Source organism: Flagellimonas crocea, assembly GCF_033441595.1.
Lineage (GTDB): Bacteria > Bacteroidota > Bacteroidia > Flavobacteriales > Flavobacteriaceae > Flagellimonas > Flagellimonas crocea.
This window is the reverse complement of the sequence record NZ_JAUZVX010000002.1, coordinates 605,671-630,599: the sequence shown is the minus strand read 5'-3', so window position 1 is coordinate 630,599 and position 24,929 is coordinate 605,671. Positions and strand designations below refer to the sequence as shown.

Annotated in this window: 24 protein-coding genes; 12 read left to right on the top strand and 12 right to left on the bottom strand. The window is 43.0% G+C overall.

Annotation, left to right across the window (positions count from 1 at the left end; all coding sequences use genetic code 11):
• Nucleotides 1–5 precede the first annotated feature (5 nt).
• Both gap and SD449_RS08050 read left to right on the top strand, forming a co-directional pair.
• Nucleotides 6–1,016 carry a type I glyceraldehyde-3-phosphate dehydrogenase gene (gap, locus tag SD449_RS08055; protein WP_318309838.1) on the top strand — a complete coding sequence of 337 codons (1,011 nt, stop codon included), beginning with the start codon at nt 6–8 and terminating at the stop codon, nt 1,014–1,016.
• Nucleotides 1,017–1,081: 65 nt separating this feature from the next.
• A complete protein-coding gene (locus SD449_RS08050) occupies nt 1,082–3,235 on the top strand; it encodes a hybrid sensor histidine kinase/response regulator (RefSeq protein ID WP_318309837.1) in 2,154 nt (717 codons plus the stop codon).
• Here the strand turns inward: SD449_RS08050 and lpxK are convergent.
• Nucleotides 3,232–4,230: a tetraacyldisaccharide 4'-kinase gene (gene lpxK / locus SD449_RS08045; protein WP_318309836.1), complete on the bottom strand. Its 999-nt coding sequence runs from the start codon at nt 4,228–4,230 to the stop codon at nt 3,232–3,234. The genes SD449_RS08050 and lpxK overlap by 4 nt on opposite strands.
• A 48-nt stretch (nt 4,231–4,278) precedes the next feature.
• Here lpxK and SD449_RS08040 point away from each other — a divergent pair, with 48 nt between their 5' ends.
• Nucleotides 4,279–5,373, top strand: coding sequence for a Nif3-like dinuclear metal center hexameric protein (locus tag SD449_RS08040; RefSeq protein WP_318309834.1), 1,095 nt, complete (start codon nt 4,279–4,281; stop codon nt 5,371–5,373).
• A gap of 4 nt (nt 5,374–5,377) precedes the next feature.
• Nucleotides 5,378–6,157 (top strand): zinc ribbon domain-containing protein, encoded by a 780-nt coding sequence (locus SD449_RS08035; protein ID WP_318309832.1) that lies wholly within the window; start codon nt 5,378–5,380, stop codon nt 6,155–6,157.
• Nucleotides 6,158–6,236: 79 nt separating this feature from the next.
• On the opposite strand, the gene SD449_RS08030 is transcribed toward SD449_RS08035, so the two are convergent.
• Entirely contained in the window at nt 6,237–7,586 is a 1,350-nt protein-coding gene (locus SD449_RS08030) for an FAD-dependent oxidoreductase (RefSeq protein WP_318309831.1), read from the bottom strand.
• Between the two features lie 138 nt (nt 7,587–7,724).
• On the opposite strand from SD449_RS08030, the gene SD449_RS08025 reads away from it, so the two are divergent.
• Genes SD449_RS08025 through SD449_RS08015 form a run of 3 tightly spaced genes read left to right on the top strand, consistent with a single transcriptional unit; the run spans nt 7,725 to nt 10,698 of the window.
• A complete protein-coding gene (locus SD449_RS08025) occupies nt 7,725–7,874 on the top strand; it encodes a DUF2256 domain-containing protein (RefSeq protein WP_207033483.1) in 150 nt (49 codons plus the stop codon).
• Complete coding sequence (locus SD449_RS08020; protein WP_318309828.1) at nt 7,864–9,162, top strand: DASH family cryptochrome; 1,299 nt, start codon at nt 7,864–7,866, stop codon at nt 9,160–9,162. The genes SD449_RS08025 and SD449_RS08020 overlap by 11 nt, the downstream gene beginning before the upstream one ends.
• Nucleotides 9,163–9,165: 3 nt before the next feature.
• Nucleotides 9,166–10,698 carry a cryptochrome/photolyase family protein gene (locus SD449_RS08015; RefSeq protein WP_318309827.1) on the top strand — a complete coding sequence of 511 codons (1,533 nt, stop codon included), beginning with the start codon at nt 9,166–9,168 and terminating at the stop codon, nt 10,696–10,698.
• Between the two features lie 143 nt (nt 10,699–10,841).
• On the opposite strand, the gene SD449_RS08010 is transcribed toward SD449_RS08015, so the two are convergent.
• Entirely contained in the window at nt 10,842–11,387 is a 546-nt protein-coding gene (locus SD449_RS08010) for a ClpP family protease (RefSeq protein WP_318309826.1), read from the bottom strand.
• A 208-nt stretch (nt 11,388–11,595) separates the two neighbouring features.
• Here SD449_RS08010 and SD449_RS08005 point away from each other — a divergent pair, with 208 nt between their 5' ends.
• From SD449_RS08005 to SD449_RS07995, 3 genes are all read left to right on the top strand, one after another.
• Nucleotides 11,596–12,285, top strand: coding sequence for a hypothetical protein (locus tag SD449_RS08005; protein ID WP_318309825.1), 690 nt, complete (start codon nt 11,596–11,598; stop codon nt 12,283–12,285).
• A 169-nt stretch (nt 12,286–12,454) separates the two neighbouring features.
• Complete coding sequence (locus SD449_RS08000) at nt 12,455–12,970, top strand: hypothetical protein (RefSeq protein WP_318309823.1); 516 nt, start codon at nt 12,455–12,457, stop codon at nt 12,968–12,970.
• 164 nt (nt 12,971–13,134) lie between these two features.
• Entirely contained in the window at nt 13,135–14,550 is a 1,416-nt protein-coding gene (locus SD449_RS07995) for an amidohydrolase family protein (RefSeq protein ID WP_318309821.1), read from the top strand.
• Nucleotides 14,551–14,616: 66 nt separating this feature from the next.
• Here SD449_RS07995 and SD449_RS07990 read toward each other — a convergent pair whose 3' ends face one another.
• The 3 genes from SD449_RS07990 to SD449_RS07980 are packed head-to-tail and all read right to left on the bottom strand — an operon-like array spanning nt 14,617 to nt 17,596.
• Nucleotides 14,617–15,765: an MFS transporter gene (locus SD449_RS07990; protein WP_318309820.1), complete on the bottom strand. Its 1,149-nt coding sequence runs from the start codon at nt 15,763–15,765 to the stop codon at nt 14,617–14,619.
• Between the two features lie 40 nt (nt 15,766–15,805).
• Complete coding sequence (gene kynU / locus SD449_RS07985) at nt 15,806–17,074, bottom strand: kynureninase (RefSeq protein ID WP_318309819.1); 1,269 nt, start codon at nt 17,072–17,074, stop codon at nt 15,806–15,808.
• Nucleotides 17,075–17,131: 57 nt separating this feature from the next.
• Nucleotides 17,132–17,596, bottom strand: a complete 465-nt coding sequence (locus SD449_RS07980) for a GNAT family N-acetyltransferase (RefSeq protein ID WP_318309818.1) — start codon at nt 17,594–17,596, stop codon at nt 17,132–17,134.
• Nucleotides 17,597–17,662: 66 nt separating this feature from the next.
• Between SD449_RS07980 and SD449_RS07975 the strand changes: the two genes are divergently transcribed.
• Entirely contained in the window at nt 17,663–18,304 is a 642-nt protein-coding gene (locus SD449_RS07975) for an O-methyltransferase (RefSeq protein WP_318309817.1), read from the top strand.
• On the opposite strand, the gene SD449_RS07970 is transcribed toward SD449_RS07975, so the two are convergent.
• From SD449_RS07970 to SD449_RS07945, 6 genes are all read right to left on the bottom strand, one after another.
• Complete coding sequence (locus SD449_RS07970; RefSeq protein ID WP_318309816.1) at nt 18,270–18,842, bottom strand: phosphatase PAP2 family protein; 573 nt, start codon at nt 18,840–18,842, stop codon at nt 18,270–18,272. The two genes, SD449_RS07975 and SD449_RS07970, sit on opposite strands and share 35 nt — an antisense overlap.
• Before the next feature lie 6 nt (nt 18,843–18,848).
• Complete coding sequence (locus tag SD449_RS07965) at nt 18,849–19,124, bottom strand: Sec-independent protein translocase subunit TatA/TatB (protein ID WP_318309815.1); 276 nt, start codon at nt 19,122–19,124, stop codon at nt 18,849–18,851.
• 80 nt (nt 19,125–19,204) lie between these two features.
• A complete protein-coding gene (locus SD449_RS07960) occupies nt 19,205–21,523 on the bottom strand; it encodes a M1 family metallopeptidase (protein WP_318309813.1) in 2,319 nt (772 codons plus the stop codon).
• A gap of 60 nt (nt 21,524–21,583) precedes the next feature.
• Entirely contained in the window at nt 21,584–22,102 is a 519-nt protein-coding gene (locus SD449_RS07955) for a DUF6702 family protein (protein ID WP_318309812.1), read from the bottom strand.
• Between the two features lie 92 nt (nt 22,103–22,194).
• On the bottom strand, nt 22,195–22,989 hold the full coding sequence (locus SD449_RS07950; protein WP_318309811.1) for a carboxypeptidase-like regulatory domain-containing protein: 795 nt from the start codon (nt 22,987–22,989) through the stop codon (nt 22,195–22,197).
• Nucleotides 22,986–23,726 carry a carboxypeptidase-like regulatory domain-containing protein gene (locus SD449_RS07945; protein ID WP_318309810.1) on the bottom strand — a complete coding sequence of 247 codons (741 nt, stop codon included), beginning with the start codon at nt 23,724–23,726 and terminating at the stop codon, nt 22,986–22,988. Before SD449_RS07945 ends, SD449_RS07950 begins: the two co-directional genes overlap by 4 nt.
• A gap of 213 nt (nt 23,727–23,939) precedes the next feature.
• Here SD449_RS07945 and SD449_RS07940 point away from each other — a divergent pair.
• Nucleotides 23,940–24,929: hypothetical protein (locus tag SD449_RS07940; protein ID WP_318309809.1), on the top strand; the 990-nt coding region annotated here is incomplete at its 3' end.

The window sequence follows — 24,929 nt, the reverse complement described above, 5'->3', positions numbered from 1 at the left end:
ATGTCATGAAAAACGTTTCAATTGGAATCAACGGCTTTGGCCGTATCGGCAGGACCCTTTTCAGGCTTTTGCTGGACCATCCAAACATCAAAGTGGTTGCCATTAACGATCTGGCCGATGCACGGACTTTGGCCCATCTGTTAAAATATGACAGCATCCATGGCACCTTGGACATCGATTTTTCCTACCATAAAAACAAGATTTTAGTCAATAGCAGGGAAATACCCGTGCTCAATCACCAACATCCCAAAGAAATCGACTGGAAATCAAACCATGTGGATATTGTTGTGGAATCCACAGGAAAATTCAAGACCAAGCAGGAATTGGATTTTCATCTAAAGAATGGTGCCAAAAAAGTGATTCTCTCCGTACCACCCTTGGACGAATCCATCAAAATGGTGGTTTTGGGGGTGAACGAAGGCATAATAAACGGTGATGACCGGATAATTTCCAATGCATCCTGTACTACCAATAATGCCGCCCCAATGATCAAGGTGATCAACGAATTGTGCGGCATTGAGCAAGCTTATATAACCACGATCCATTCCTATACATCCGATCAAAGCCTGCACGACAGCCCGCATAGGGACCTCAGGAGGTCAAGGGCGGCAGGACAATCGATAATTCCTACGACAACAGGCGCGGCAAAAGCATTGACCAGTATTTTTCCCGAGTTATCCAACGTAATCGGCGGATGTGGCATACGTGTTCCCGTGCCCAATGGATCATTAACGGATATTACCTTCAATGTGAAGAAAGAAACCTCTATTGAAGAAATAAACGCTATATTTAAGAAGCAAGCAGAAAATAGCCTCAAGGGCATACTCAATTATACAGAAGACCCCATTGTTTCCATCGACATAAACAATAGTTGTCACTCTTGTACGTTTGATTCATTGATGACCTCAGTGATCGGTAAAATGGTGAAAATCATTGGATGGTATGATAATGAAACTGGATATTGCTCCAGAATTATTGATTTAATAGCTTTGCTGATAAAGAAAAATTACATTTGACTTTCAACCTGGTAAACAAGAGGATAGGCAAAAAATCATTGCTTCTATGGTGCGCAATACTGTGCATGCACCTTTCTTGTGCCCAAAACGATGGTAATACCGCTTCCGATGTCAAATCGATTTTTGACCAATTTATGCAGTATCGGCACGAGAACAAAGTGGACAAAGCTTTGGCATCGTTGGACCAAGCAGCCAATATTGCAGAGAGCAACGAAGACTCCAAGCTACTTCTGGACACTTACCATCAATACGCAAGATTATTTTTAGAGGAAGGTGATCGGGAAACCGCCCTTTTTTATTGGGACAGGGCCAGTATACTATTAAAAGACACTGCCTATTCCTACGGACAGGCATTCCATTTGTATTTGGACGCTGCCCTTAGATACGACGAAGGAAATAATTTCCAAGCGTTGAAGCTATTGGAGGAATCCAGAAAATTGAGCAACAACAGAAACCTTACCAACAACATTTTGTTGTTGGAGGCCAACATCTACACCAATATTGAGAAGCATGAGGATGCCATTAAAAACCTGCATGCGCTCATTGTCAATTCTGATGACAAAGAACGGGCCTACCTTGCCACAAAGGCTAATTTACAGTTAGCAGCCATAAGTGTAACGGTGAACGACCTGGAAGAAGGAATCATCCATTCCAAGGCCGCTCTGGAACTAGCGGAGAAGCACGGTTTTGCCAAACAGGTCAAAAATGCCCTGGAACAACTGTCCAGTATTTATGAAAGTAAGGGAGATTTTAACGAATCCCTGCTCTATGCCAAAGAACTGGCCAAAATAAAAGATTCCATTTTCAATATAGAAAAAATAAAGTTGGATGCGGACACTGCGGACAAAGTAAGGTTCGACCATCAAATGAACGAGCTCAACAAACTGCAGGCAAAAAATGCGGAATTGAGCGAATCCAAAAACCGATCGGAAATCACCGCAATCTTGACTTCCGCATTTTTGACGATTATCTCCCTCTTGGCCGTTTCACTGTTCCGAAATAATCAAATAAAGCTCAAGACCAACGACCTTCTGTATACCAAAAACAAGGAGTTGGAGCTGGCCAGGGATGCTGCGGTATCGGCCATGGAGGCCAAGACAAACTTTCTTTCCACGGTAACACATGAGCTCCGGACCCCGTTGTATGCGGTAACTGGGCTAACGCATCTACTGTTGGAGGAAAACCCATCGGAACATCAAAAAGAACATTTAAAATCGTTAAAATTCTCCGGGGAATACCTGTTGAATTTTATTAATGATATCCTCCAGATAAATAAAATCGATGCAGAAAAGCTGGAACCGCTGAGCATTGAGTTCAAACTTCACAAGGTGCTCACCGATGTGGTAGACTCGTTGCAACAGAACGCCAATGAGAAAAAAACAGCGCTTATTCTGGATTACGATCCCACCATTCCAAAAAAATTATTGGGAGACCCTATCAAAATGTCCCAAATTTTCATGAACCTCGTGGGCAATGCCCTTAAGTTCACCAAAAATGGCAAAGTGGAGGTCATTGCCAAAATGTTGAAAAAGGAAGAGGATCAAGTAAAATTGTATTTTGAGGTAAGGGACAACGGTATCGGGATTTCGGAAGATCAGCAAAAAAATATTTTTGAAAGCTTCGAGCAAGGTTCCATCCAAATCAACAGAGAATATGGGGGAACAGGATTGGGGCTTACCATTGTTAAAAGTTTGCTCGGCCTTTTTGGCAGTACGATCAATCTGGAAAGTGAGTTGGGCCAAGGAAGCTCCTTTTATTTTGAAATGGACCTGGACTATGAGAGCAAACAAGGTGAGGACATATCCTTTGAACTGAGTCCCGAGGAGTTCCAACTGAAGGGATTGCACGTACTTGTGGTGGAAGACAATAAGATCAATCAGGTGATCACAAAGAAAATGCTCACCAAAAAAGAAATAACCTGCGACATAGCCAACAACGGTAACGAGGCCATTGATTTTGCCAAGAAAAACACCTACGATGCCATTTTAATGGATATCCACATGCCCGGAATAAGCGGGGAAGAAGCTACAAGACAGATCCGGAAATTCGATAGCGTGATCCCAATCATTGCCCTAACCGCAATCTCTCTGGATGACAGTCTCGAAAGTTTTTACGAAGCAGGATGCAACGATGTGGTGACCAAACCCTTTAAGCCAGAGGTATTCTATCAAAAAATTGGCGAAAACATCTTTAGGAGCAAAATGGAAGGTTTCATTTAAAACAAGCCATTGACCAAATCGCCCAGAACCTCTTCGTCGTTTTTTCCAAAACTGTGCGCGACTCCCAAAAAATATAAGTTATCCAATCGCCCTTGCAGGCGGACAAAGTCCTTTTCCGTGGTCAAGACAGTTTTGTAATCCTTGAACCGTGCAATTTCTGCATCCGTAAAATGATGATGGTCCCCAAATTCAAAATGCACAAAATTGAGCCCAAGGGATGTAAGAAATTGGACCAACGGTCCCGGAGAAGCTATCCCGGTCACCAAGGCCAGCTCTTTTCCTTTCAAGGCTTCGAGCTTTATTTTTACTTCCCTGCCATCACATACAAAATCCATGTAACGCAGAACGGCAAATAATACCTTTTGATGTGGCATTGGGTCTAATTTTGCCCTAGTCTTTTTTCTGTCATCATCTCCCATGTCCATCGGACATTTGGTAACGATGATCACATCGGCCCGTTTGGCCTCTTTTTTGGCATCGCGCAAATTGCCCGTAGGCAAGTACCAATCATTCACGTAAAGACCATCAAACGTGGTCAGCAAAATAGAAACCGTGGGGTTGACCTTTCTATGCTGAAAAGCATCGTCCAGCACAATGACATCCGGACAAATGGTACTTTCCAGTTGTTCGATGCCATTTTGTCTATCGGCATCAACGGCCACAGCCACCTCTGGAAATTTTTTATGTATCTGGAACGGTTCATCTCCTATGTCCAAAACAGTACTTTTGGGGCCTGCCAAATAAAATCCTTTTGTTTTTCGCTTATAACCTCGACTCAAAACCGCTGTTTTTTTATTTTTCAACATGCCCAGCAGATATTCGGTCATCGGCGTTTTTCCCGTACCCCCAACACTAAGATTACCTATACAAATGGTTGGTGTTTGGTACGATTTGGATGAAAAAATACCCATATCGAACAAGAAGTTTCGAATGTGTACCACCAAAGCATATAGCAATGAAATGGGAAAAGCAATTTTGCGCAGCAATTGAAGCATTGAACGAAAATATAATATTTTATCTTTAGCCCACTTAACATTTTTAAAATGACCGTTAACGACATTGCAAAAATACTTGAAGGGTTGTCACCTTTGGCCCATGCCGAAGCGTTTGACAATGTGGGCCTCTTGGTAGGAAATCCGAACATGAAGGTAAATGGTGTCCTAGTGACCCTAGATACCATGGAAAACGTTGTGGAAGAGGCCATCCAAAAAAAATGCAACCTCATTGTGAGCTTTCATCCCATCATATTCAAGGGCCTAAAAAAATTGACCGGGAGCAATTATGTGGAACGGGTGGTTTTAAAGGCCATCGCCAACAATATTGCCATATACAGCATGCATACCGCCTTGGACAACAGTAAAATGGGCGTCAATGCCAAAATCTGTGAAGTTTTGGGACTGAAAAATCCAGAAATCCTGATTCCCAGGGCCAAGAGTATCAAAAAATTGACCACTTATGCGCCGCTGGCAGATGCAGAAAACATAAAATCCACTCTTTTCCAAGCAGGTGCCGGTGAAATCGGAAAATACAGCAATTGCAGCTACAGTCTGGACGGTGTAGGGAGCTATAAAGCAGAAAACGGTGCCAACCCGACCATAGGCAAGCTAGGTGAGCTGCACTATGAGAAAGAAACTCAGATCAACGTTATCTACTCCTTTGAAAAAGAGAAAACCATTCTAAAAGCACTTTTTGAGGCCCATCCGTACGAGGAAGTCGCCTACGAAATATTGACACTGGAAAACACCAATCAGGATTTGGGAATGGGCATGATCGGTACTTTGAGTACCGAAATGGAGGAAAGGGAGTTCTTGCTATTTGTAAAGGATAAAATGAACGCCGAAGTGGTTCGCCATTCCAAGTTACTGGGAAAAAAGGTGAAAAAGGTTGCCGTTTTGGGAGGAAGTGGGGCCTTTGCAATAGGTGCAGCAAAGAAAGCCGGGGCCCATATTTTTGTAACCGCGGACATTAAATATCATGAATTTTACCAAGCCGAAGACCAACTCGTAATTACGGATATCGGGCACTTTGAAACTGAGCAGTTTACAAAAGATTTATTGGTTGATTATCTTACGAAAAAAATTCCTAATTTTGCAATCTCTTTATCAGAGAGTATAACGAATCCCATCAAGTATTTATAAATATATGGCGAACAAGAAAGAAAGCACTGTGGAAGAAAAGTTAAGAGCACTGTACGACCTACAGCTTATTGATTCCAGAGTGGATGAAATCCGCAACGTAAGAGGCGAATTACCCTTGGAAGTACAGGACTTGGAAGACGAGGTTCTTGGTCTTAAAACACGAATGGACAAGTTGAAAACAGATGTTGAGACCATCAACTTTGAGATCACTGCCAAGAAAAACCTTATTGATGAGGCCAAGGCGCTTATCAAAAAATACAGCGAACAACAGAAAAACGTCAGAAACAGTCGTGAGTTCAATTCGTTGACCAAGGAAGTGGAGTTCCAAGAATTGGAGATTCAATTGGCCGAGAAAAACATTAAGGAGTTCAAGGCACAGATTGAGCAGAAAAAAGAAGTGATTGCCCAGACCAAGGAAAAATTATCCGAGCGCGAGGGTCACTTAAAGCATAAAAAAGGTGAGTTGGACGCGATTCTTGCCGAAACCGAGAAAGAAGAAAAAGCACTTCTGAAAAAATCGGAAGAATACGAAGATAAGATCGAGGATCGCTTGATCAAGGCCTACAAAAGAATCCGCCATAATGTAAAAAATGGTTTGGCCGTAGTTCCCGTGGAGCGTGGTGCTTCAGGAGGTTCGTTCTTTACCATTCCACCACAGGTTCAGGTAGAGATTGCTTCCCGTAAAAAAATCATCACCGATGAGCATAGTGGAAGAATCCTGGTCGACCCACTTTTAGCTGAAGAAGAGCAAGATAGAATGGAAAAACTTTTTGCCAAGCTTTAAGCTAGTCTAAAGTAAACTAATAAAAAAGCCACCTTTTTAGGTGGCTTTTTCTTTTGATATAAATACGTTTTAAATCTCCTTAACTGTCCTTTAAAAGAGCCAATATTTTATCCTCCACTTCTTTGGAGTCCCATTGATTTTCAATATCGGGAATCTGCATCACCTGTTGCATAATGTCCTCTTGCATATCCCCTATCGCCAATGCCTCGGAATAAGGTCTATCCGAAAAAGTGACGCGGCTATACACAGGCACCCACTTTTCGGGATGCTTGTTTGCAAAATGCTTTTCAATCTTTTTCTGCAACAAGAATTTAGGGTCGGCCGTTTTACTGCTCATCTCCACAAAGTTTCTGTAACTGAGCTCTGCAATCGCGTCCGCATTTGGCTTGCGACTTTCTTGGTATTCGGAAAAAATGGCCTCCCAATCATCTCCATGCTTTTCCATTAACTGATTCAAAACAAAAATATCTTCAAAACCTGCATTCATACCCTGGCCATAAAAAGGAACAATGGCATGTGCCGAATCACCAACAAGTGCCACTTTGTTCCAATAGGTCCATGGATAGCATTTCATGGTTACCATGGCACTGGTAGGATTATTGAAAAAGTCTTTGGTAAGATTCTCTATTTCCTTTCTTACATTGGGAAAATACTCCTTGAAAAATTCCCTTGCCTGATCTTCGGTCTTTAGGCTTTCAAAAGAAACCTTGCCCTCAAACGGCAAAAACAACGTACAGGTAAACGTACCATCGATGTTCGGCATGGCGATGAGCATAAACTCGCCGCGCGGCCAAATATGAAATGAGTTCTTATCCAACTTATGGGTTCCGTCCTCGTTGGCAGGGATGGTCAGCTCCTTATAGCCCACATCGATGAAATTCTGGGAGTAATTGAACCTACTACGACGCTGCATTTTGTGACGGACGCGCGAGAAAGCCCCGTCACACCCAAAAATCAAATCGTACTGATACTCCTGCCATTCACTTTTCTCGGTTTCCCCGGTATATATTTTAGCCTCTGGTAAATTAACGTCCCAAACTTTCTCATTGAAGCGAAAAACAGCCCCTTCGCCTTCTGCGAGGTCTATCATCTTTTTATTGAGTACCCCTCGGGATATGGACCAAATGGCCTCGCCATCCTTTCCATACTTTTGAAAATACACGGGCTTATCATTCACGTGCATGGCACGCTTGTCCAACGGAATTGCAATTTCTTTGATTTTTGCGCCAATGCCCACCTCATCCAATGAACGCCATCCCCTGTTGCTCATGGCAAGATTGATGGAACGGCCCGAGAACTTAATCGTCCTAATATCCGGTCTTCTATCAAAAACAGTGACCTGGTGTCCTATTCTACGTAAATATATCGCTAGTAGTGAGCCCACCAATCCGGAACCGATGATGGCTATATTTTTTGAAGTCTGTGCCATAGATGCCCTGCGGGCGAATTCTGGTTAAATCGTAAAAATAAGCATTTTGTAGGTTAAACCGGGGAATCTGAATTATTCAAAAAGCCATTTCAATATTTTGTTTAATATTTTTGTATTTTTATTAAACAATAAAATAGGTTGACACATAAGAAACCGCATTTACCCACCAAATTATGTCCTGTTTGCAAAAGACCCTTTGCCTGGCGGAAAAAATGGGCCAAAGACTGGGAACAGGTAATCTATTGCAGTGAACGGTGCAGAAAAAATAAAAACAAACATGAAAACTAGCCTTATTTGGTTCGGAAACAATCTACGTGTTCTTGATAATGAAGCGTTGTATAGGGCTGCACAATCCGATCGTGCGGTTGCCGTTTACTTTTTTGACCCAAGACAATTTGAGTTGAGTTCCTTTGGTTTCAAAAAAACAGAACGTTTCAGGGCAAAATTTTTACTGGAATCGGTACATCAGCTTCAAAAGAATCTGGAAGAACTCAACATTACCCTGATGGTTTACCATGAAAAACCTGAAGACCGAATTCCCGAATTGGTGGGGCAATTCAACATCGACCATATTTTTCTGCAAAAGGAATGGACATCCGAGGAGGACAAGGTCATACAAAATGTTGAGAACCGCGTACCTGATACTGTGGAGTTCCACAAGACATGGGACCAGTTCCTTTTTCATCCCGAGGACATTCCTTTTGATTCTTACTCACAGATTCCGCAGGTATTTACGGTTTTCCGCAAAAAGTGCGAGAAGCACGTTCAGGTAAGGCCTTGTTTTGAGAAACCAAAAGTATTTCCAAAGGAAAATCGGGTAGGTCCACCCAAAAATCTCCCTAGCCTACATGACCTGGGATTTTCTTCCTTTGATACGGACCATAGATCGGCCTTCCCATTTATTGGTGGTGAAAACGATGCGCTCCATCGAATGCAACATTACTTCTGGGATACCAAAAAACTGGCTTACTACAAAAAAACCAGAAACGGACTCGTTGGCACGGATTACAGTTCCAAATTTTCATCGTGGCTGGCCAATGGCAGTATATCTGCCCGTACCATTTATTGGGAGGTAAATCGTTTTGAAAACGAAATCAAGAAAAATCAGGACACCTATTGGTTGATTTTTGAACTGATATGGCGTGATTACTTCAAGTACGTTTCCTTAAAGCATGGCAACCAGATTTTTAAAATTGATGGCATCCTTCAAAAGGAGTATGACTGGCACTCGAACGAAGTCGCTAAACGTGACTGGATCAATGGAGAAACGGATGATGACTTTGTCAATGCCAATATGATAGAGCTCAAAAAAACAGGTTGGATGAGCAACCGTGGCCGCCAGAACGTGGCCAGTTATTGGTCCAAGCATCTTAAACAGGATTGGCGTATCGGAGCCTCCTATTTTGAAGCTATGCTCATTGATTACGATGTGCATAGCAATTGGGGCAATTGGATGTACAACAGTGGCGTGGGGAACGACCCTAGGAACAGGACCTTTAATACCAAAAGTCAGGCAGAACGCTACGACCCGAACAGAAAATTCCAAAGCCTTTGGCTCCAACCCACTTTATTTTGATTCATGAAAACACTCAGACTTATACTCGGCGACCAGCTTAATCTATCGCACAGCTGGCTGGACCAAGAGAACGATGACCATATGTACCTGATGGCCGAAATGCGGCAAGAGACGGATTATGTAAAGCACCATGTTCAAAAAGTGGTCGGCTTTTTCCGTGCCATGCGAAATTTTGCGGATGCCTTGAAAAAAAAGGGTCATAACGTGGTTTATTTTAAAATCGGTGATCAAAACAATCCCCAAAACCTGCCCGATCTTATTGAGCAAACTATTTCCGAGCACAAAATTGAAAAGTTTGAATACCAATTGCCCGATGAATACCGATTGGACCAACAGCTTCAAGAAATTTGCGAATCCATTTCCGTTCCATCAGAAGTTTTTGATACGGAACACTTCTACACGAAAAGGGAAGAACTCAAAGATCACTTTAAGGGCAAAAAGCAATTGTTGATGGAAAGTTTCTATCGGATGATGCGAAAGAAGCACAACATTCTGATGGAGAACGACCAGCCTGAAGGCGGAAAATGGAATTTTGATCAGAGCAACCGTAAAAAATGGGATGGTTCCCCTAGCATTCCAAAGGAACTGTCATTCAACGCGGATGTTACCGAACTGCTGGAAGAAATCCAAAGCGCGGAAGTAAAGACCTTTGGGAACATTGATGCCAAAAACTTTCCTTGGCCTACCTCCTACGAAGAATGTACGGAGCTATTGGATTTTTTCTGTTCCAAACTATTGATCTATTTCGGGGACTATCAGGATGCATTGCATAACCAAGAGAAATACTTGTTCCATTCCCGATTGTCCTTTGCGATGAACAGTAAAATGCTCTCGCCAAAAGAAGTCATCAACACCGTGCTGGAACACTATTACGAGCATAAAGATGATATCGATATTTCGCAAGTCGAGGGATTTATCCGCCAGATATTGGGTTGGCGGGAATATATGCGCGGTGTGTATTGGAAAGAAATGCCAAACTACGCTGAATTGAACAAACTGGAGAACCATAATCCGCTCCCGGATTTCTTTTGGACGGGGAAAACCAAAATGAACTGTCTGCAAAAAGCCATCACACAGAGTTTGGACGATGCTTATGCCCATCACATTCAACGCTTAATGGTCATCGGCAACTACGCTCTGCTCACCCAAGTAGACCCCTCCGAAGTAGATGCATGGTATCTAGGTGTATATATAGATGCCATTGAATGGGTAGAGATCACCAACACCAGAGGAATGAGCCAATTTGCCGATGGAGGCATTATTGCCACCAAACCCTATGTGAGCAGTGCCAATTACATTAATAAAATGGGCAATTATTGTAAGGAATGCTCCTATAGTCATACTGTAAAGTCAGGTGAGAACTCTTGTCCATTTAATTCGCTTTACTGGAACTTTTTGGAGGAAAAGAAAGCACATTTTAAAAACAACCAACGCATGTCGATGATGTTGAGCTTGCTGGAAAAGAAAAGTCAGCAGGAACTTTCTGAATTAAAGGAACGAGCAGAAAAAATCATACAAAATCCTGACAATTTTTGATTTTAACAATTCTTTAAAATCTGTGGGCTGCTACCTTGTCGTATATCTATCAAATAAAATATTCCGCTACGGCGCCTATATATAAAAAGTCCTTCACAATACGTTGCGAAGGACTTTTCACTTTTTAAGAGTTATGGTCCTATTTACAGGATTCCATCCACAATACCATATTCTACCGATTCTTCGGCGCTCATCCAGTAATCGCGATCAAAATCCTTCATGACCTTTTCAAATGGCTGTCCACAATTCTCCGATAGAATTTTAGCGCCAAGTTCTTTTGTTTTGATGATTTCCCTTGCCTGAATCTCGATATTGGAAGCCTGCCCCCTTGCACCACCACTTGGCTGGTGAATCATGACACGGGCGTGCGGTTGGATAAACCTTCTACCCTTTTCGCCCACCGATAAAAGTATGGAACCCATAGAGGCGGCCAAACCTGAACATACGGTAGACACAGGGCTTTTTATTTGTTTAATGGTATCGTAAATAGCAAAACCAGAGGTTACGTAACCTCCTGGGCTGTTGATGATCAATTGAATTTCTTTATTGTTCAACATGTCCAAATACAGCAATCTGTCTATCACGTGCTTTGCAGAATCATCGTCTACTTGGCCCCACAAAAACACTTTGCGGTCTTCTAACAGTTTCTCTTGGATCAATTCCTGAACTTTTCCTTTTTTTGAACTCATTTTTTATGTGTTGTAAGACTTCAAAAATAATCAAATTCCAAGGAAGTTACCCCACTTGTTTTTCACAATGCCGATTAATGGGTTTCATAAGCACGTTCCAAACAAGAAAACATCCAATCAGGGCCTTCCTGGAACGGGATTTGTCCATGTTTGCGGGAAAAAGTCAAGGATAACGGATTTTCATGTTATATTTGATTAAAAATCAGACATGAAGACCTATTACCTCCTTGCACTATGCTCCATATTGTTCCTTTCAGCTTGTAAGACAGAAACTAAAAAAACCGAAGAAACAGCAGAACCTACCGAAACTGAAAAAACGGTTCCCGAAAAAATAGCGGCGGCACACGGTTTTGAAAACTGGAAGGATGTAACGGAAATAACGTTCACTTTTAACGTGGATAGGGATTCCATGCATTTTGAACGCAGTTGGGACTGGAAGCCAAAGACCAATATGGTGACATCCATTTCCGGTGCGGATACATTGACCTACGACAGGGCCAAAATGGACAGTATCGCGTTAAAGACCAACAGTGGTTTTATCAACGACCGTTACTGGTTGATGGCTCCTTTTAATTTGATGTGGGACTCAGGCAACTACACCTACGAACATACTGAAGGGGCTACAGCACCTATAAGTAATGAGGCCATGCACAAGCTTACCATTGTATATGCCAACGAGGGCGGTTACACCCCCGGCGATGCCTACGATTTCTATTTCAAGGATGACCATATTATCAGGGAGTGGGCCTATCGCAAATCCAACCAAGAAGAGCCGAACCTGGTCTCAACTTGGGAAGATTATACCGATTTGGAAGGGCTAAAACTAGCACAACAGCACAACCGGCCCGAAGGTGGTACCAGCCTTTATTTCACGGGGCTTTCAGTGAGCAAAGAGTAAGGTAGCAGCCATTCATTGTGGATGAACCAAGCCCACAAAGGAAACATATTAAATTCCCCCAAATTAAAACTTGATGTTTTTTATCACTTAACACCCATTTTTGGGAGTGTATCGCTGTGTTTAACATCCATTTAAAGAAATTTATTCAAGTTATGACTTACTGACAGAAATGGAACTAATTTTACCAACTATAACTGGTTTACTTCTTTTTTACGCCGATTTACAGTCAGGAAAGAAACTAAGGAAAAATCTTCATGGACAGTTCTCGCTAAAACTGAACAGCAGCTATAAATGGACGGGAACTGTTTGTTGTCTTATTGCCTCATTCCTTTTGAGTGCTGCAATAAGCCATTGGAATGAGGATATAGCTGCAATGGCAACGATTGTAATATTTACATTCTACGGTATGGGAATCATAATTTTAGTATTGTACTATAACTATGAATTAGTTTTTGATGACAGGAAAATAATTTCAACGAACTGGAAAGGAAAAAAACGAATTATTCAATGGACTGATATTGAAAATATAAAATTCAATAAAACTTCAGGGTATTTGAAGCTTTATTCGAAGATTGAAAAAATAAATGTTTTACAACACTCAACTGGATTTGTGGAATTTCTAAGAAAAATGGAATTAAAAACCACGTTCAAGACGGAGGATTTAAGGATTCCTTTTAAAACATAAACTGCTGAGAAAAAATAGACCGAATTTCATTGCTCTCCTTCTCCATAACTAATTTTCATACTTTTAAGATTCAAAAAATCAAAGGATTGGTTTTCCATCAGAAATGAATCGCTAAAAATTTTAGCACCTTTAGGTAGTGATTCTAAGCAATAGGTAATAAAAGGATGATAAAAAACATCAAGACCATATCGTTTATTCTTATTCTAGTAACAGTGCTATCATGTCAGACAGCTAAGAATACCGACAATGAACTACTATTAAAGGATATAACCATTGTAGATATAGCTACAGGCCACCTTTTAGCGAATCGGAACATTTTGATTCGGAAAAACACCATTACTTCCATCGATTACAATGGCAACGTAAATCCGGGCACCAAGACTTATGATTGTAGCGACAAATATTTGATACCGGGCCTTATGGACATGCATGTCCATTTATTCAACAATGTATCTCAGAAACCGCCCAACGAGTGGGCACTTCCACTTTTTATCAAAAATGGGGTAACGGGAATTAGGGAAATGTGGACTCCTTTGGATTCCGTTAAAACCATTCAAAAATGGCGGCAAGAGCTTGATTCAGGAGAAATTTTACCAAGAATACTCGCAGTAGGCAGTCTGGTTGAAGGAGGAAATACACCATGGGTACCCAACATGCCATTGGTCAACAATGAAGAAGAAGCCAGGGAATTTGTAAGACAAACCAAAAAGGTGGGGTATGACTTTGTCAAGGTCTATTCTCATATCCGACCCAATATTTATTTAGCAATTGTGGACGAAGCCAATAAAGTGGATATGGAGGTTAGTGGACATATTCCAGTGGAAGTTGAATTGGCAAAGGCCCTGGAAGTAGGTCAAAAAACAAATGAACATCTTTGGCAGGTGCAAATAGCAGGAACTGATAGAGAAGCTGCTTTTTTGAACGAAAGAAAAGTGTTTTATGATAATCCATATGAGGTAGAAGACGAATACAGACTTTTGGACCAACAAATGTTAGAGGCCGCAACGATTTATAACGATTCTATTTTTACACAAATTGCCCGATCAATTTCAGCTGGTGGCCAATGGCAAGTACCTACACTTATCAATGAAAAACGATGGTATCTTGGGATTACAAAAGACAGGGTAATCGATTCTCTTTTGGCACAATTGCCCAAACAAGAGAGGGAAAATTGGATGAGGGCGTTGGCAGAAAACAATGACACTTTCTTTGGGGACTCCCTATCATTGGAACAAGGCTGGAAAACCTATAAAAAAATGGTATCTGTTCTCTCGGATAATGATGTGGGCTTGTTGGCAGGCACGGATTACGGACAACTATTTATTTATCCTGGATATAGTTTGCATCAAGAACTTGAACTTTTTGTAGAAGCAGGGCTATCCCCCTTGGAAGCATTACAAACGGCCACAACCAATCCTGCCAAATATTTAGGCCTTAGTAATTCCCTAGGGACCATAAAGGAAGGGTTCTTGGCAGATTTGGTCATTCTCAATGAAAATCCATTGGAGCATATATCCAACACGCAAAAAATTTATTCCGTAATTCTAAATGGAAAATTTATCCCTGTATCTAGCCAATAAAAAACATACCCAGTAAGCTTTGGCAAATATGTCCGATTTTTTTTGGTGCTTCTTGGAAGAAACACTTCACCTACCTCTTCTACGAAGAAAAAAAGTGATTCCAAAAACCAATAGGGACATGCACAATAGTAAAATGAAACTATAGTTCAAGGAGGCGCTTTCGGCTATAAATCCGAGAATTACCGGTCCCAACAAAAAACCCATATATCCCGCTCCAGCAATAAAAGCAACCCCTTGGGAAGAATCCACACCTTTTACATTGCCCCCAATTCGGAACAACTCGGGCACGATGACCGAAAAACCAAGGCCGTTAAAGGCAAATCCAACAATGGACCAAACTGTATGCTGCATCAGCACCAGAACAAAACCAACAGCGGCAATGAGGGCGCCCAGGCCCACTATTTTTATAGGGCCTATTTTAGCACTGATGCCATCCCCGAGAAACCGACCCAAGGTCATGGTGGTGGAAAATGCCAAGAACCCAGCTCCGATGAGAAGTTCTGGGGCCATGGTCATTTCTTTGAGATATAGCGCACTCCAATCGATAATGGCGCCTTCGCTACCAAAGGACACAAAACCGATAATACCCAACAGCAGCAACGGTTTGAACAATTTTAGGCTGAAGGGCTCTTTTTCCACAGGAGCAGCCACTACATGGATGTAATGTTTCTTCAGAAAAAAGTTGATGAAAAAGACCAGGACCACGGTAATCCCCATGTGCAAAACAGGGTTTCCGATCACGGGAATCAGGAAACTGCCGAGACCTACCAAAATACCGCCCAAACTAAAGAAGCCATGGGCCGCGGACATAAAGTTTTGCTTATCCTCCTTTTCAATCTCGGTGACCAAGGTGTTTATGGCAATATCAATAAAACCATTGCCAGCGCCAAAAAGATAAAGGGCCGCCATCAACAAATAATAATTGGGTGCCATCAGGGGCAGCATGGCCGTTAACGAAACAAAAACCACCCCATACCACGAGGCCCTGCCCACCCCAAGTTTATTAATGATTTTGGAGGCTACGGGAAAAATGGTGAAAACCCCAAGGGACAAACAAAAAAGCGCGATTCCGAGATCGGCCTTATTGATTTCCAGTTTTTCCTTTACCGTGGGGATATAAATGGCCCAGGTACCAAACCAAATATTGATACTGGTAAAGACCCATGCCACTCCAAAATACATTGGATTGGACAGAATAAGCCACAGGGATTTCATTTAATGGTCGGTTTTGGTCGGTTCATTCCGGTACGTGGTATTATTTGCCCTGTATTCCTTCTTTTAAGATTTGTCCAAAGCGGTACATATCTTCGTACGAACAATACAGGGGCGCAGGGGCCAATCGGATAACGTTGGGCTCCCGCCAATCGGTGATTACACCGTTTTTCATTAAATAATCAAAAATGGCCTTGCCCTCTCCATGCAAAAACACGGAAAGCTGACAACCTCGCGCCTCTGGGGTAATGATTTCAAATGTGGAATCCACCTCCTTATCAATTTCATGAAGCACAAATTCCAAATATGCCACAATGGTCTTTTGTTTTTCGATAAGGGCATCCATGCCCACCTCATCAAATATCTCTAAAGAGGCCAAATAGGGGGCAACCGATAAGATGGGCGGATTGCTCAACTGCCATGCATCGGCGCTTTCTATAGGGTCAAATTCAGGTTTCATTAAAAAGCGGGTCTCTTTTTTGGTACCCCACCAACCTTCAAAACGGGGAATATCTTCTTTGTCCAAATGTCGTTCGTGCACAAAAATCCCAGATGCGTTCCCTGGGCCACTGTTCATATATTTGTAACTGCACCACGCAGCAAAATCGGCATCCCAATCATGCAGGTTCAGTTTGATGTTCCCAACGCCATGGGCCAAATCCCAACCTACAAAAGCACCTGCGGATTTACCTGCCTTGGTAATGGCTTCCATATCCAGCACTTGCCCGTTGTAGTAGTTGACACCGCCCATCAGTACCAAAGCCAACTCATCCCCTACCTCATTTATTTTCTGGATGATGTCTTCCGTGCGCCATGCATGTTCGCCTTCCCGTTTTTTCACCTCAACAATGGCTTCTTTGGGATCCAATCCATGAAAGCGCACCTGACTTTGCAGCATATATTGATCGGACGGAAATGCTTTTTCCTCACAGATAATCTTGAAACGTTTTTCAGTGGGCCTGTAAAAGGAAACCATCAACAAATGAAGGTTTACGGTCAAGGTGTTCATCACCGAAATTTCTTTGGGCATGGCCCCGACGACTTTGCCTAGACCTTCGGCCAATCTTTCATGGTAGTCCCACCAAGGTTTATCGGCATAAAAGTGACCTTCCACGGCCAATTCCCGCCAATCCTTCATCACATCGTCCACAAATTTTTGGGTCCGTTTGGGTTGAAGCCCAAGCGAGTTTCCTGTAAAGTATATTACATCTTTTCCATTGACCTGCGGGTAGTGAAATTCATTTCTATAGGAAGCCAATGCATCGGATGCATCTAGATTTTTAGCAAATTCAAGGGTATTTTCGAACGTCATGCTCTTTTGGTTTGCATCAAAAATACGATTTGTGAAAGTAATCTGACGAAAAGAAAATTACTGCAATCGCATTTCGATGATGTGCTTTTTAAAACCCACTTTTTCATAGGCCTTGATGGCAGGCAGATTTTCGTTATAAACGGTCAATCGGATTTCTGTGTAGCCTTCATGCTCGGACCATTTTTTAAGTTCATCAACAATTTGCGCATTGATTCCCATACCGCGAAAATCCTCGTCAGTATACATAAAGCCCAAATAAGCATAAAGCTCGTGATTTAGATAATGTCTGGCCCTTTTGGGAATGGCATAGCCCGAAGCGACCACCTTCCCATCGGCCTCTGCGACTGCTACATGGGCCTTTGGGTCTTTGATCATTTCGGCAATATCGTAATAGCTTATCCGTCCTTCCTTTATGGTAACATCAAAAGGTCGTTCTGCCTTTATGATCTCCTGTTCAAACTGTAGCAGCACGGGGAGGTCGTCCAGTGTTGCTGTTCGTATGTTTACCTTTGGTAATGCCATAGGATGGTTTTGGTTTAACAAGTATTCCAATGTAGTTCTTTTCTATATTTTTGCGAAAAATATATCATGCATTTCCTATCGCCCATTCTGGAGAGTTACATTGCCAATAGTTCGCAGGACGAACCTGAATTGTTGCAGGAGCTTACCCGAGAAACGCACTTGAAGGTGGTTCAGCCACGAATGATCACCGGGCATTTTCAGGGAAGGGTATTGAGCATGTTGTCCAAGATCATCAACCCCAAATACATTTTGGAAATCGGAACGTACACAGGCTATTCCGCCTTATGCTTGGCCGAAGGCATACAACAGGATGGGGAATTGCATACCGTCGAAGTAAACGAGGAACTCCATGAAATGCAGCGTAAATATTTTGATAAAAGTAGGTTTGGGCCCCAAATTAAACAACATATTGGGGATGCGCTGGATATTGTACCCAAATTGAAGCACACTTTTGACCTTGTTTTTATTGATGCGCAAAAGGTAAACTACAATGCCTATTTTGAGACCGTAATACAAAAAACCAAACCGGGCAGTGTAATCCTATCGGACAATGTACTTTGGTCGGGAAAAGTGGTAGAGCCCGTACAAAAATCGGACAAGGCCACAACTGCCTTGCTCGAATACAATCAAAAATTAAAGGAGGATTCCCGGGTAGAAACGGTATTGTTGCCCATTAGGGACGGGCTGACGTTGAGTAGGGTGCTATAAATCGTTGGTACAGCACATAAAACAGCCAGCCGGATAGGATACCTACCACAGTTCCCACAATAATGTCTATGGGAAAATGTACCCCTACATAAATACGGCTCATGGCAAACAAAATAGGCCAGATAAAAAACAGAAAGGCCCATCTTACCTTATGCCTGAGAAAAAGGAAAACCAGAACTGTAATGGAAAAGGAGCTGGAAGCATGGCCCGAGAAAAAACTGTAATCCGTTGGGCTTTTTAAAATACGGATCAGTGTGTTGATTTCTTCCGTATTATTGGGTCGTAACCGTGCCACGGATATTTTGGTCAAATGGGTAATCAGGGTAATAAAGACCACCAAACCTAGCATGGTCAAAAACTTATAAAGGGCTTCCGTTCTGGAGAATTTAAGGTAAAAAAGTAGCAGGAAAAGGATAAATAAAGGAATCCAAGTGGTAATATCGGTCACAGTGGACCAGAAAACATCGTAATCTTCAATGCCCAAACCGTTGAGATAAACAAAAGTGTCCCTATCCCATTTGAGCAGTTTTTCCAGCATAGGAATCTACTTATTGAGGTCTCTTTTGATAGAGCCGGAAACTTCGTCAACGTTCTTCTTTACATCGTCGATCTCCTTACGGATGTTCTTCGTAAAGTCGGTATCCACATGATCCGCACTCTTTTGGATTTCTCTTTTAATATCGTCTGTTGCGTCCTTAAGCTGTCGCATTCCTTTCCCTAGCCCCCTGGCTATTCCAGGAATCTTGTCCGCGCCGAACACCATCACCACTATAAATAGGATGAAAAAAATTTCGGCTCCGCTGATAAATAGAAATTGCATGGCACAAATATAATCAGAACTTCATTCCAAAATAAAAAAAGCCCCGTGAAATCACGAGGCTCTTAACATAGTTTTTAATACTATTTGTCTCCTTTGATGTTTTCCTTGAATTTATCAAAGTCGGACTTCTCTTCTTTCTTGGGCCAAGAGTTGTTGGTAGTATCGATATCGGCAGTTTCCAATTTTGGATCTACTACGATTCCGACCAATTCTTTTTCCGTGGCCATCACTCTTTTTACCTCTTTATCGTTCTTTCTCCAGATTTCAGGAGGATAGGTGATGTTTTCAGTAGTCCCATCCGCGTAGGTGTACTCTACGATCAATGGCATTGGAATACCTCCTGGCTTATCAAAAGTGATTTCATAAAAATACTTTGGCTCCTTAACCTGAGATCTTTCGGCCTCAGTCATGTTGTCCATCATAAATTCCTTGAGGTTTTGTGAAGTTTCCGTTGGAGATTTTCCTTTTAGCTCCGGTGAAAAGTCCTCACTGTCCTCTTCGGCCAAGTAAACCAATGGTGGAAGGTCGGCTTCGGTAAGGTTTCTGTCGGCCATATATTTTTCCATTTCCTTGGTAGGCTTATTGGATACAAAGTATTTTTTAACATTTGAAACACCTATATCCACATAATCGGTGGTGTAGAACCATCCTCTCCAGTACCAATCCAAATCCACAGCGGAAGCATCTTCCATGGTACGGAAGAAATCTTCTGGGGTCGGGTGCTTGAACATCCAACGTTGTGCGTAGGTCTTGAAGGCATGGTCAAAGAGCTCTTCTCCCATTACGGTTTCCCTAAGAATATTGAGAGCGGTCGCGGGCTTTGCATAAGCGTTGGGACCTAACTGATATACGTTCTCAGGATTGGACATGATCGGTGAGATATAGCTTTGATCACCTGCCATGTACGGCACTATCTTGGAAGGTTCTCCCCTTCTTGATGGATATTTTTCGTTTGGAGCGATGACCTCTGGATTGTTCTCTCCAAAATCCTGCTCTGCCAAATATTGCATAAAGGTATCCAGACCTTCATCCATCCATCCCCACTGGCGCTCATCGGAATTTACGATCATAGGGAAGAAGTTATGGCCCACTTCGTGGATGATCACACTGATCATACCATACTTGACCCTATCGGAGTAGGTTCCATCCTCGTTGGGACGTCCGTAGTTCCAACAGATCATTGGGTACTCCATACCTTGGTTTTTCGCATGAACGGAAATAGCCTTGTGATAAGGATAGTCAAATGTGTGCTCAGAATATGTTTTCAAGGTCTGCGCCACAGCTTTGGTGGACAGTTCTTCCCAAAGTGGGTTACCTTCTTTTGGATAAAGCGATACGGCCATTACATCTTTGTTTCCGATTTTAACGGCCTGCATGTCCCAGATAAACTTTCTGGAAGTGGCAAAGGCATAATCCCTAACATTGGTAGCCTTGAACTTCCATGTTTTTGTATCGGTGGAGAAGCCCTTTTCCGCAGCTTCGACCTCTTCTTGGGTCACAATGATCACCGGTTTGTCATACGACTTTTTGGCTTGCTTGTAACGTTTCATCATTTCCTTGGAGAAAACATCGTCGCGGTTCTGCAACTCTCCGGTAGCGTCCAACACGTGATCGGCAGGAACGGTAATGCTGACATCGTAGTTACCGAATGGCAATGCAAACTCTCCGCTTCCCCAGAATTGATGGTTCTGCCATCCTTCCACATCATTGTAAACGGCCATTCTTGGGAAAAACTGGGCGATCACGTAGGCACGGTTGCCATCTTCGGGAAAATACTCATATCCAGAACGCGCCCTGTTTACGGTATGGTCCGGAATGTTGTACCACCACTTGATGGAAAATGAAATGCTCTCGCCACTTTTAAGCGGTTGGGGAATATTCACGCGCATCATGGTCTGGTTGATGGTGTATGACAATGGTTTTCCACTGTTGTCCTTTACGGATTCTATATTGAAACCGCCATCAAAAGGCTCGCTGATGTACGTTTCGGCAAAGTTACCGGCCGTATAGGCTATGTTTACGCCGTTCCCGTCGCGAAGCGGCGACTTGGAATCCTTGGCACGGACGTTCTGGTCCAACTGTACCCAAAGAAACTCAAGGTCGTCCGGTGAATTGTTGTGGTAAGTAATGGTTTCCTCCCCATTGATCTTGGCATTTTTATCGTCCAGATAAATGTCCATCACATAGTCCGCCTGTTGTTGATAGTAATCAGGGCCTGGAGCACCAGATGCGGACCTGTAGGTGTTGGGAGTGGAAAACTCCTCGTATAATTGTTTGAATTTACTTTGGTTGTAATGGCCGGGCTCTCGTTCCGGTTTTACGTCTCCTTCTTCCTGGGCCATGGCCACAGCTCCAAAAAGGAACAATACGGAAGCAACGCAATACTTGAATCTGTTCATTTTCTATTTGATTTTTAAAAGGTGAAAAATAACATATTTTAACCAAATGTTAAGAATACGTCATAAGTTTAACATTCCTTTATTTTTCTCTTTGATCAACACAAAACTTTTTTTGTTTTCGTTCCACTTTACATGGACCAAGTTCTGCTGTTCGTCGAACAAGTCGGTGAGCACCTCGTTCTGGATGGTAATCGTGCTTATTTCCGACAATTTTACCTTCGGGATCTCCAAATAGCAGATCACCACATCGGTATCGTACCGTTTGCCCAGAAAATTATAGGTAACGGGCTCCCCGTCGAACTGTAGCACGAACTTTGACCTGAAATATTTTTCGATATACTCATCCGCAACTTTGGATTCTTTGGGAGTGGCCAGTTTGGCCTCTATACCATAGCGTTCCTTCAGCAGTTTGTCCAAATCATCTATAAAAACCCTGCTGGTAATCTGGAAAGCACTGTCCTCTTCCGAGTATACCATATTGGTCACGCTCACATAAAATTTATGGGCGGACGAAAAGGAAAGGAACAAAAGCATTGCCCAGGGCAGCACCAACATTCTCGTTTTTTTCAGTTTTTCCATAGGGTTTTGGTCTTTTATTTTTTGATTTTGCTCTTAGGATTACAATTAACTTGCCAAACTAGTATTCAGACATCAGAACTCGGCAAAGAAAATCAATCCAGCCCATTGTTTTTACGATAATCACGGCTCTTTTGCAGCATCACGTCCAAAATACGAAGTCTATCTTCTGATTCCATGGCTGCCTGAAACGTTTCGTCCACCTGACAGAAATACATAAAATCCTCCATTTTCTCCATGGGAATCTTAAGGGTGGTCACTAGAAGGGAGTCACCGTAAAATTCTTGTATTTCTTGCGTTTTTGCATATTCACCCTCAATCTTCACGCGCTTTTTCAGCATTTTCGTGCGACCGGTTATCGCATTGATGATGGGATCTAGCGGAGGACTCAGAATCATGCCCATATTGAATTTTCCGGCCGTTGCCTGTTGCAATCGTCTTTCGCTCTGCGTGGGAATCTTGCTATGGGCGTTGGGCAGGTTCAGTGCTTCGGCGCTCACATCCTTTTCCAGGGTTACCCGGTCAATATCCTTGCTCAGGTCGCCCGTAAGGTCGTAGGGGCTCACCACTACTTCCCGTAGTTGGTTCACAAACTCTTCCATGGGCACTTCAACAAAGTTGGACTGGTATAGGCTGGGGGTCACCGTAATGGTTTTCTTTAAAAAATGGACCGCCGAGAACACCAAGGTATCCTGCAAGCGCACTCGAATGGCAAAATTACCGTCCATATCCGTGATCACGGCATCCCGGGTGGTGAGGTTCTGCACCACCACGCCTACAACGTCCTTGTCCGTGCTCACTACCCTTCCCTGCAGCACTTTGCCTTCATCCTCTTGGGCAAAAGTCCATTGAGCGGCAAAAAACACCAATAGCAGAAAGCCGTTTTTCATTCCTCGCTCAACGTTGCCCTATACTCTTTGCTCTGCGTCACCAGAAAATCAATCAATTGAAATTCGTTTTCCTTTCTCAGCAATGTCTGCGATGGTATTTTATCATCACAGTACAAAAGAAAGGCATCTATTTTATCCTGTGGCAACCTAAGGTCCACCACAAAAAACTCGTCATCGTACACATGTCGTAGCACCTCGCTCACTTTGAGCGGTGCCCTTTGCTGTCCGTCCACCTCTTGGGATTTAAAGAGCGCCTTGAAAATGTTCACAAAGTTGAGGCCGTCCTTCATGCCGCGGGTAATCCGGGAATTGGCCACGTTCTCCACTTCGGTGCTCCTATCAATTTCGTAGTCGAACTGCTTAAAGTCCTCATTCTTCACCTGAAGGAACTTTTCTTGGTTTTCCGGGGTCACCACCACCTCGTCCAGCTCCTGCACTTTTTCGTTCACCTCCACTACCAAGCGGTTATTTTCCAATATTTCGGGGGTTATGGTCACCACTTCCAACTGGTAGTTCACGGCAGTAAATACCAATTGGTCGCCCTCCTTCACCGCGATGACAAATTCTCCATCGTCATTGGTGATGGTGGCCTGGGCACTGGTGGAATTGATAACGTTCTCATTGGGCACGCTCGTACTTCGGTAGAGCACCTTTCCCCTGAGCATTTGTCGGGATTCCTGCGCCAGCGAAAAACCGGACACCAATAGGGAGAACAATATCAAAAAAGCATTTTTCATTTGTGAATGTTTAATACAAGTTAAAGAAAACCCATGAAGATGATATAAAAAATTAAGCCATTCTAAACTTTTGTTAATTCTGTGCTGTACAAATATACCAAACCGAATTCCGTTCACCCGTGAATTGCGTGTTTTGACGGTATTTATTGATCATTTTGAAACATAAGTTTAGATTTGTTGCTTACGTTTGGAAATCCTCAAATAACAAACACTGTGAAAACTTCAATTGTCTACTTGGTCATAGGCCTACTCCTGATCAATTCCCTGAGCGCGCAGGTAAAAATTGGCGACAACCCGCAAAACCTGAACCCTGCCTCCCTTTTAGAACTGGAAAGCACCACCCGGGCCCTGGTAATCACCCGGGTAAACGATGCCCAGATGAGCACCATTAACCCATTGCGCGGCGCCGTGGTCTACAATACGGACAAAGAGTGCCTGCACTATTTTAACGGCAGTGCCTGGATCAATATCTGCGAAGCATTGGACGATTCCTTTACGGTGAGCACACGGGCAGATTCCTTAAGACAGGTCAACCCACAGGCCAGAGAAAATACCATTGCCATTTTGCAATCGACCAACCCGGACGGGAGCACCAATTACAACTTTGAGGTATATCGAATTACGGGTGCCAACATTGTGGACACCTCCATTAATGCGGATTCCAAGTTACAGGATGGAACCGTTACCCGCCGCAAATTGGCGGAAGATGCGGTTGGATTGAGCAATCTTGCGGATGCCAGCAGCGCCGGTGACCTTTATATGTACAATGGCAGCGCTTGGAATTTTGTGAACCGGGCCGACCTGCTAAATACCCAGCTGGACAGTATCGTGGGAAACGAAGTGGTAGGGCCGTTTGATACTACTTTAAGGTTGGAAGGCGACGGCGATGAAATCAACCCCTACACTTTGGATGTTTCCGAAGGCGGGATCACAGCTTTTGAAATTGACACAGGGGCGGTGACCACAGATGAAATATTGAATGAAACCATTCTTACGGAAGATTTGGCCACTGATGCGGTTACTACGATTAAAATAGCAAACGCAAATGTCACCAACGATAAACTTGATAAAGGCAACATTCCATTAAGCGGGTTTGGGGCCGCAGCCGCGGACGTAGACCTTGGAACCAACAGAATCCTGAACGTCGTGGACCCCACAGACCCTCAGGACGCCGCAACGAAAAACTACGTGGATGCCGAAGTG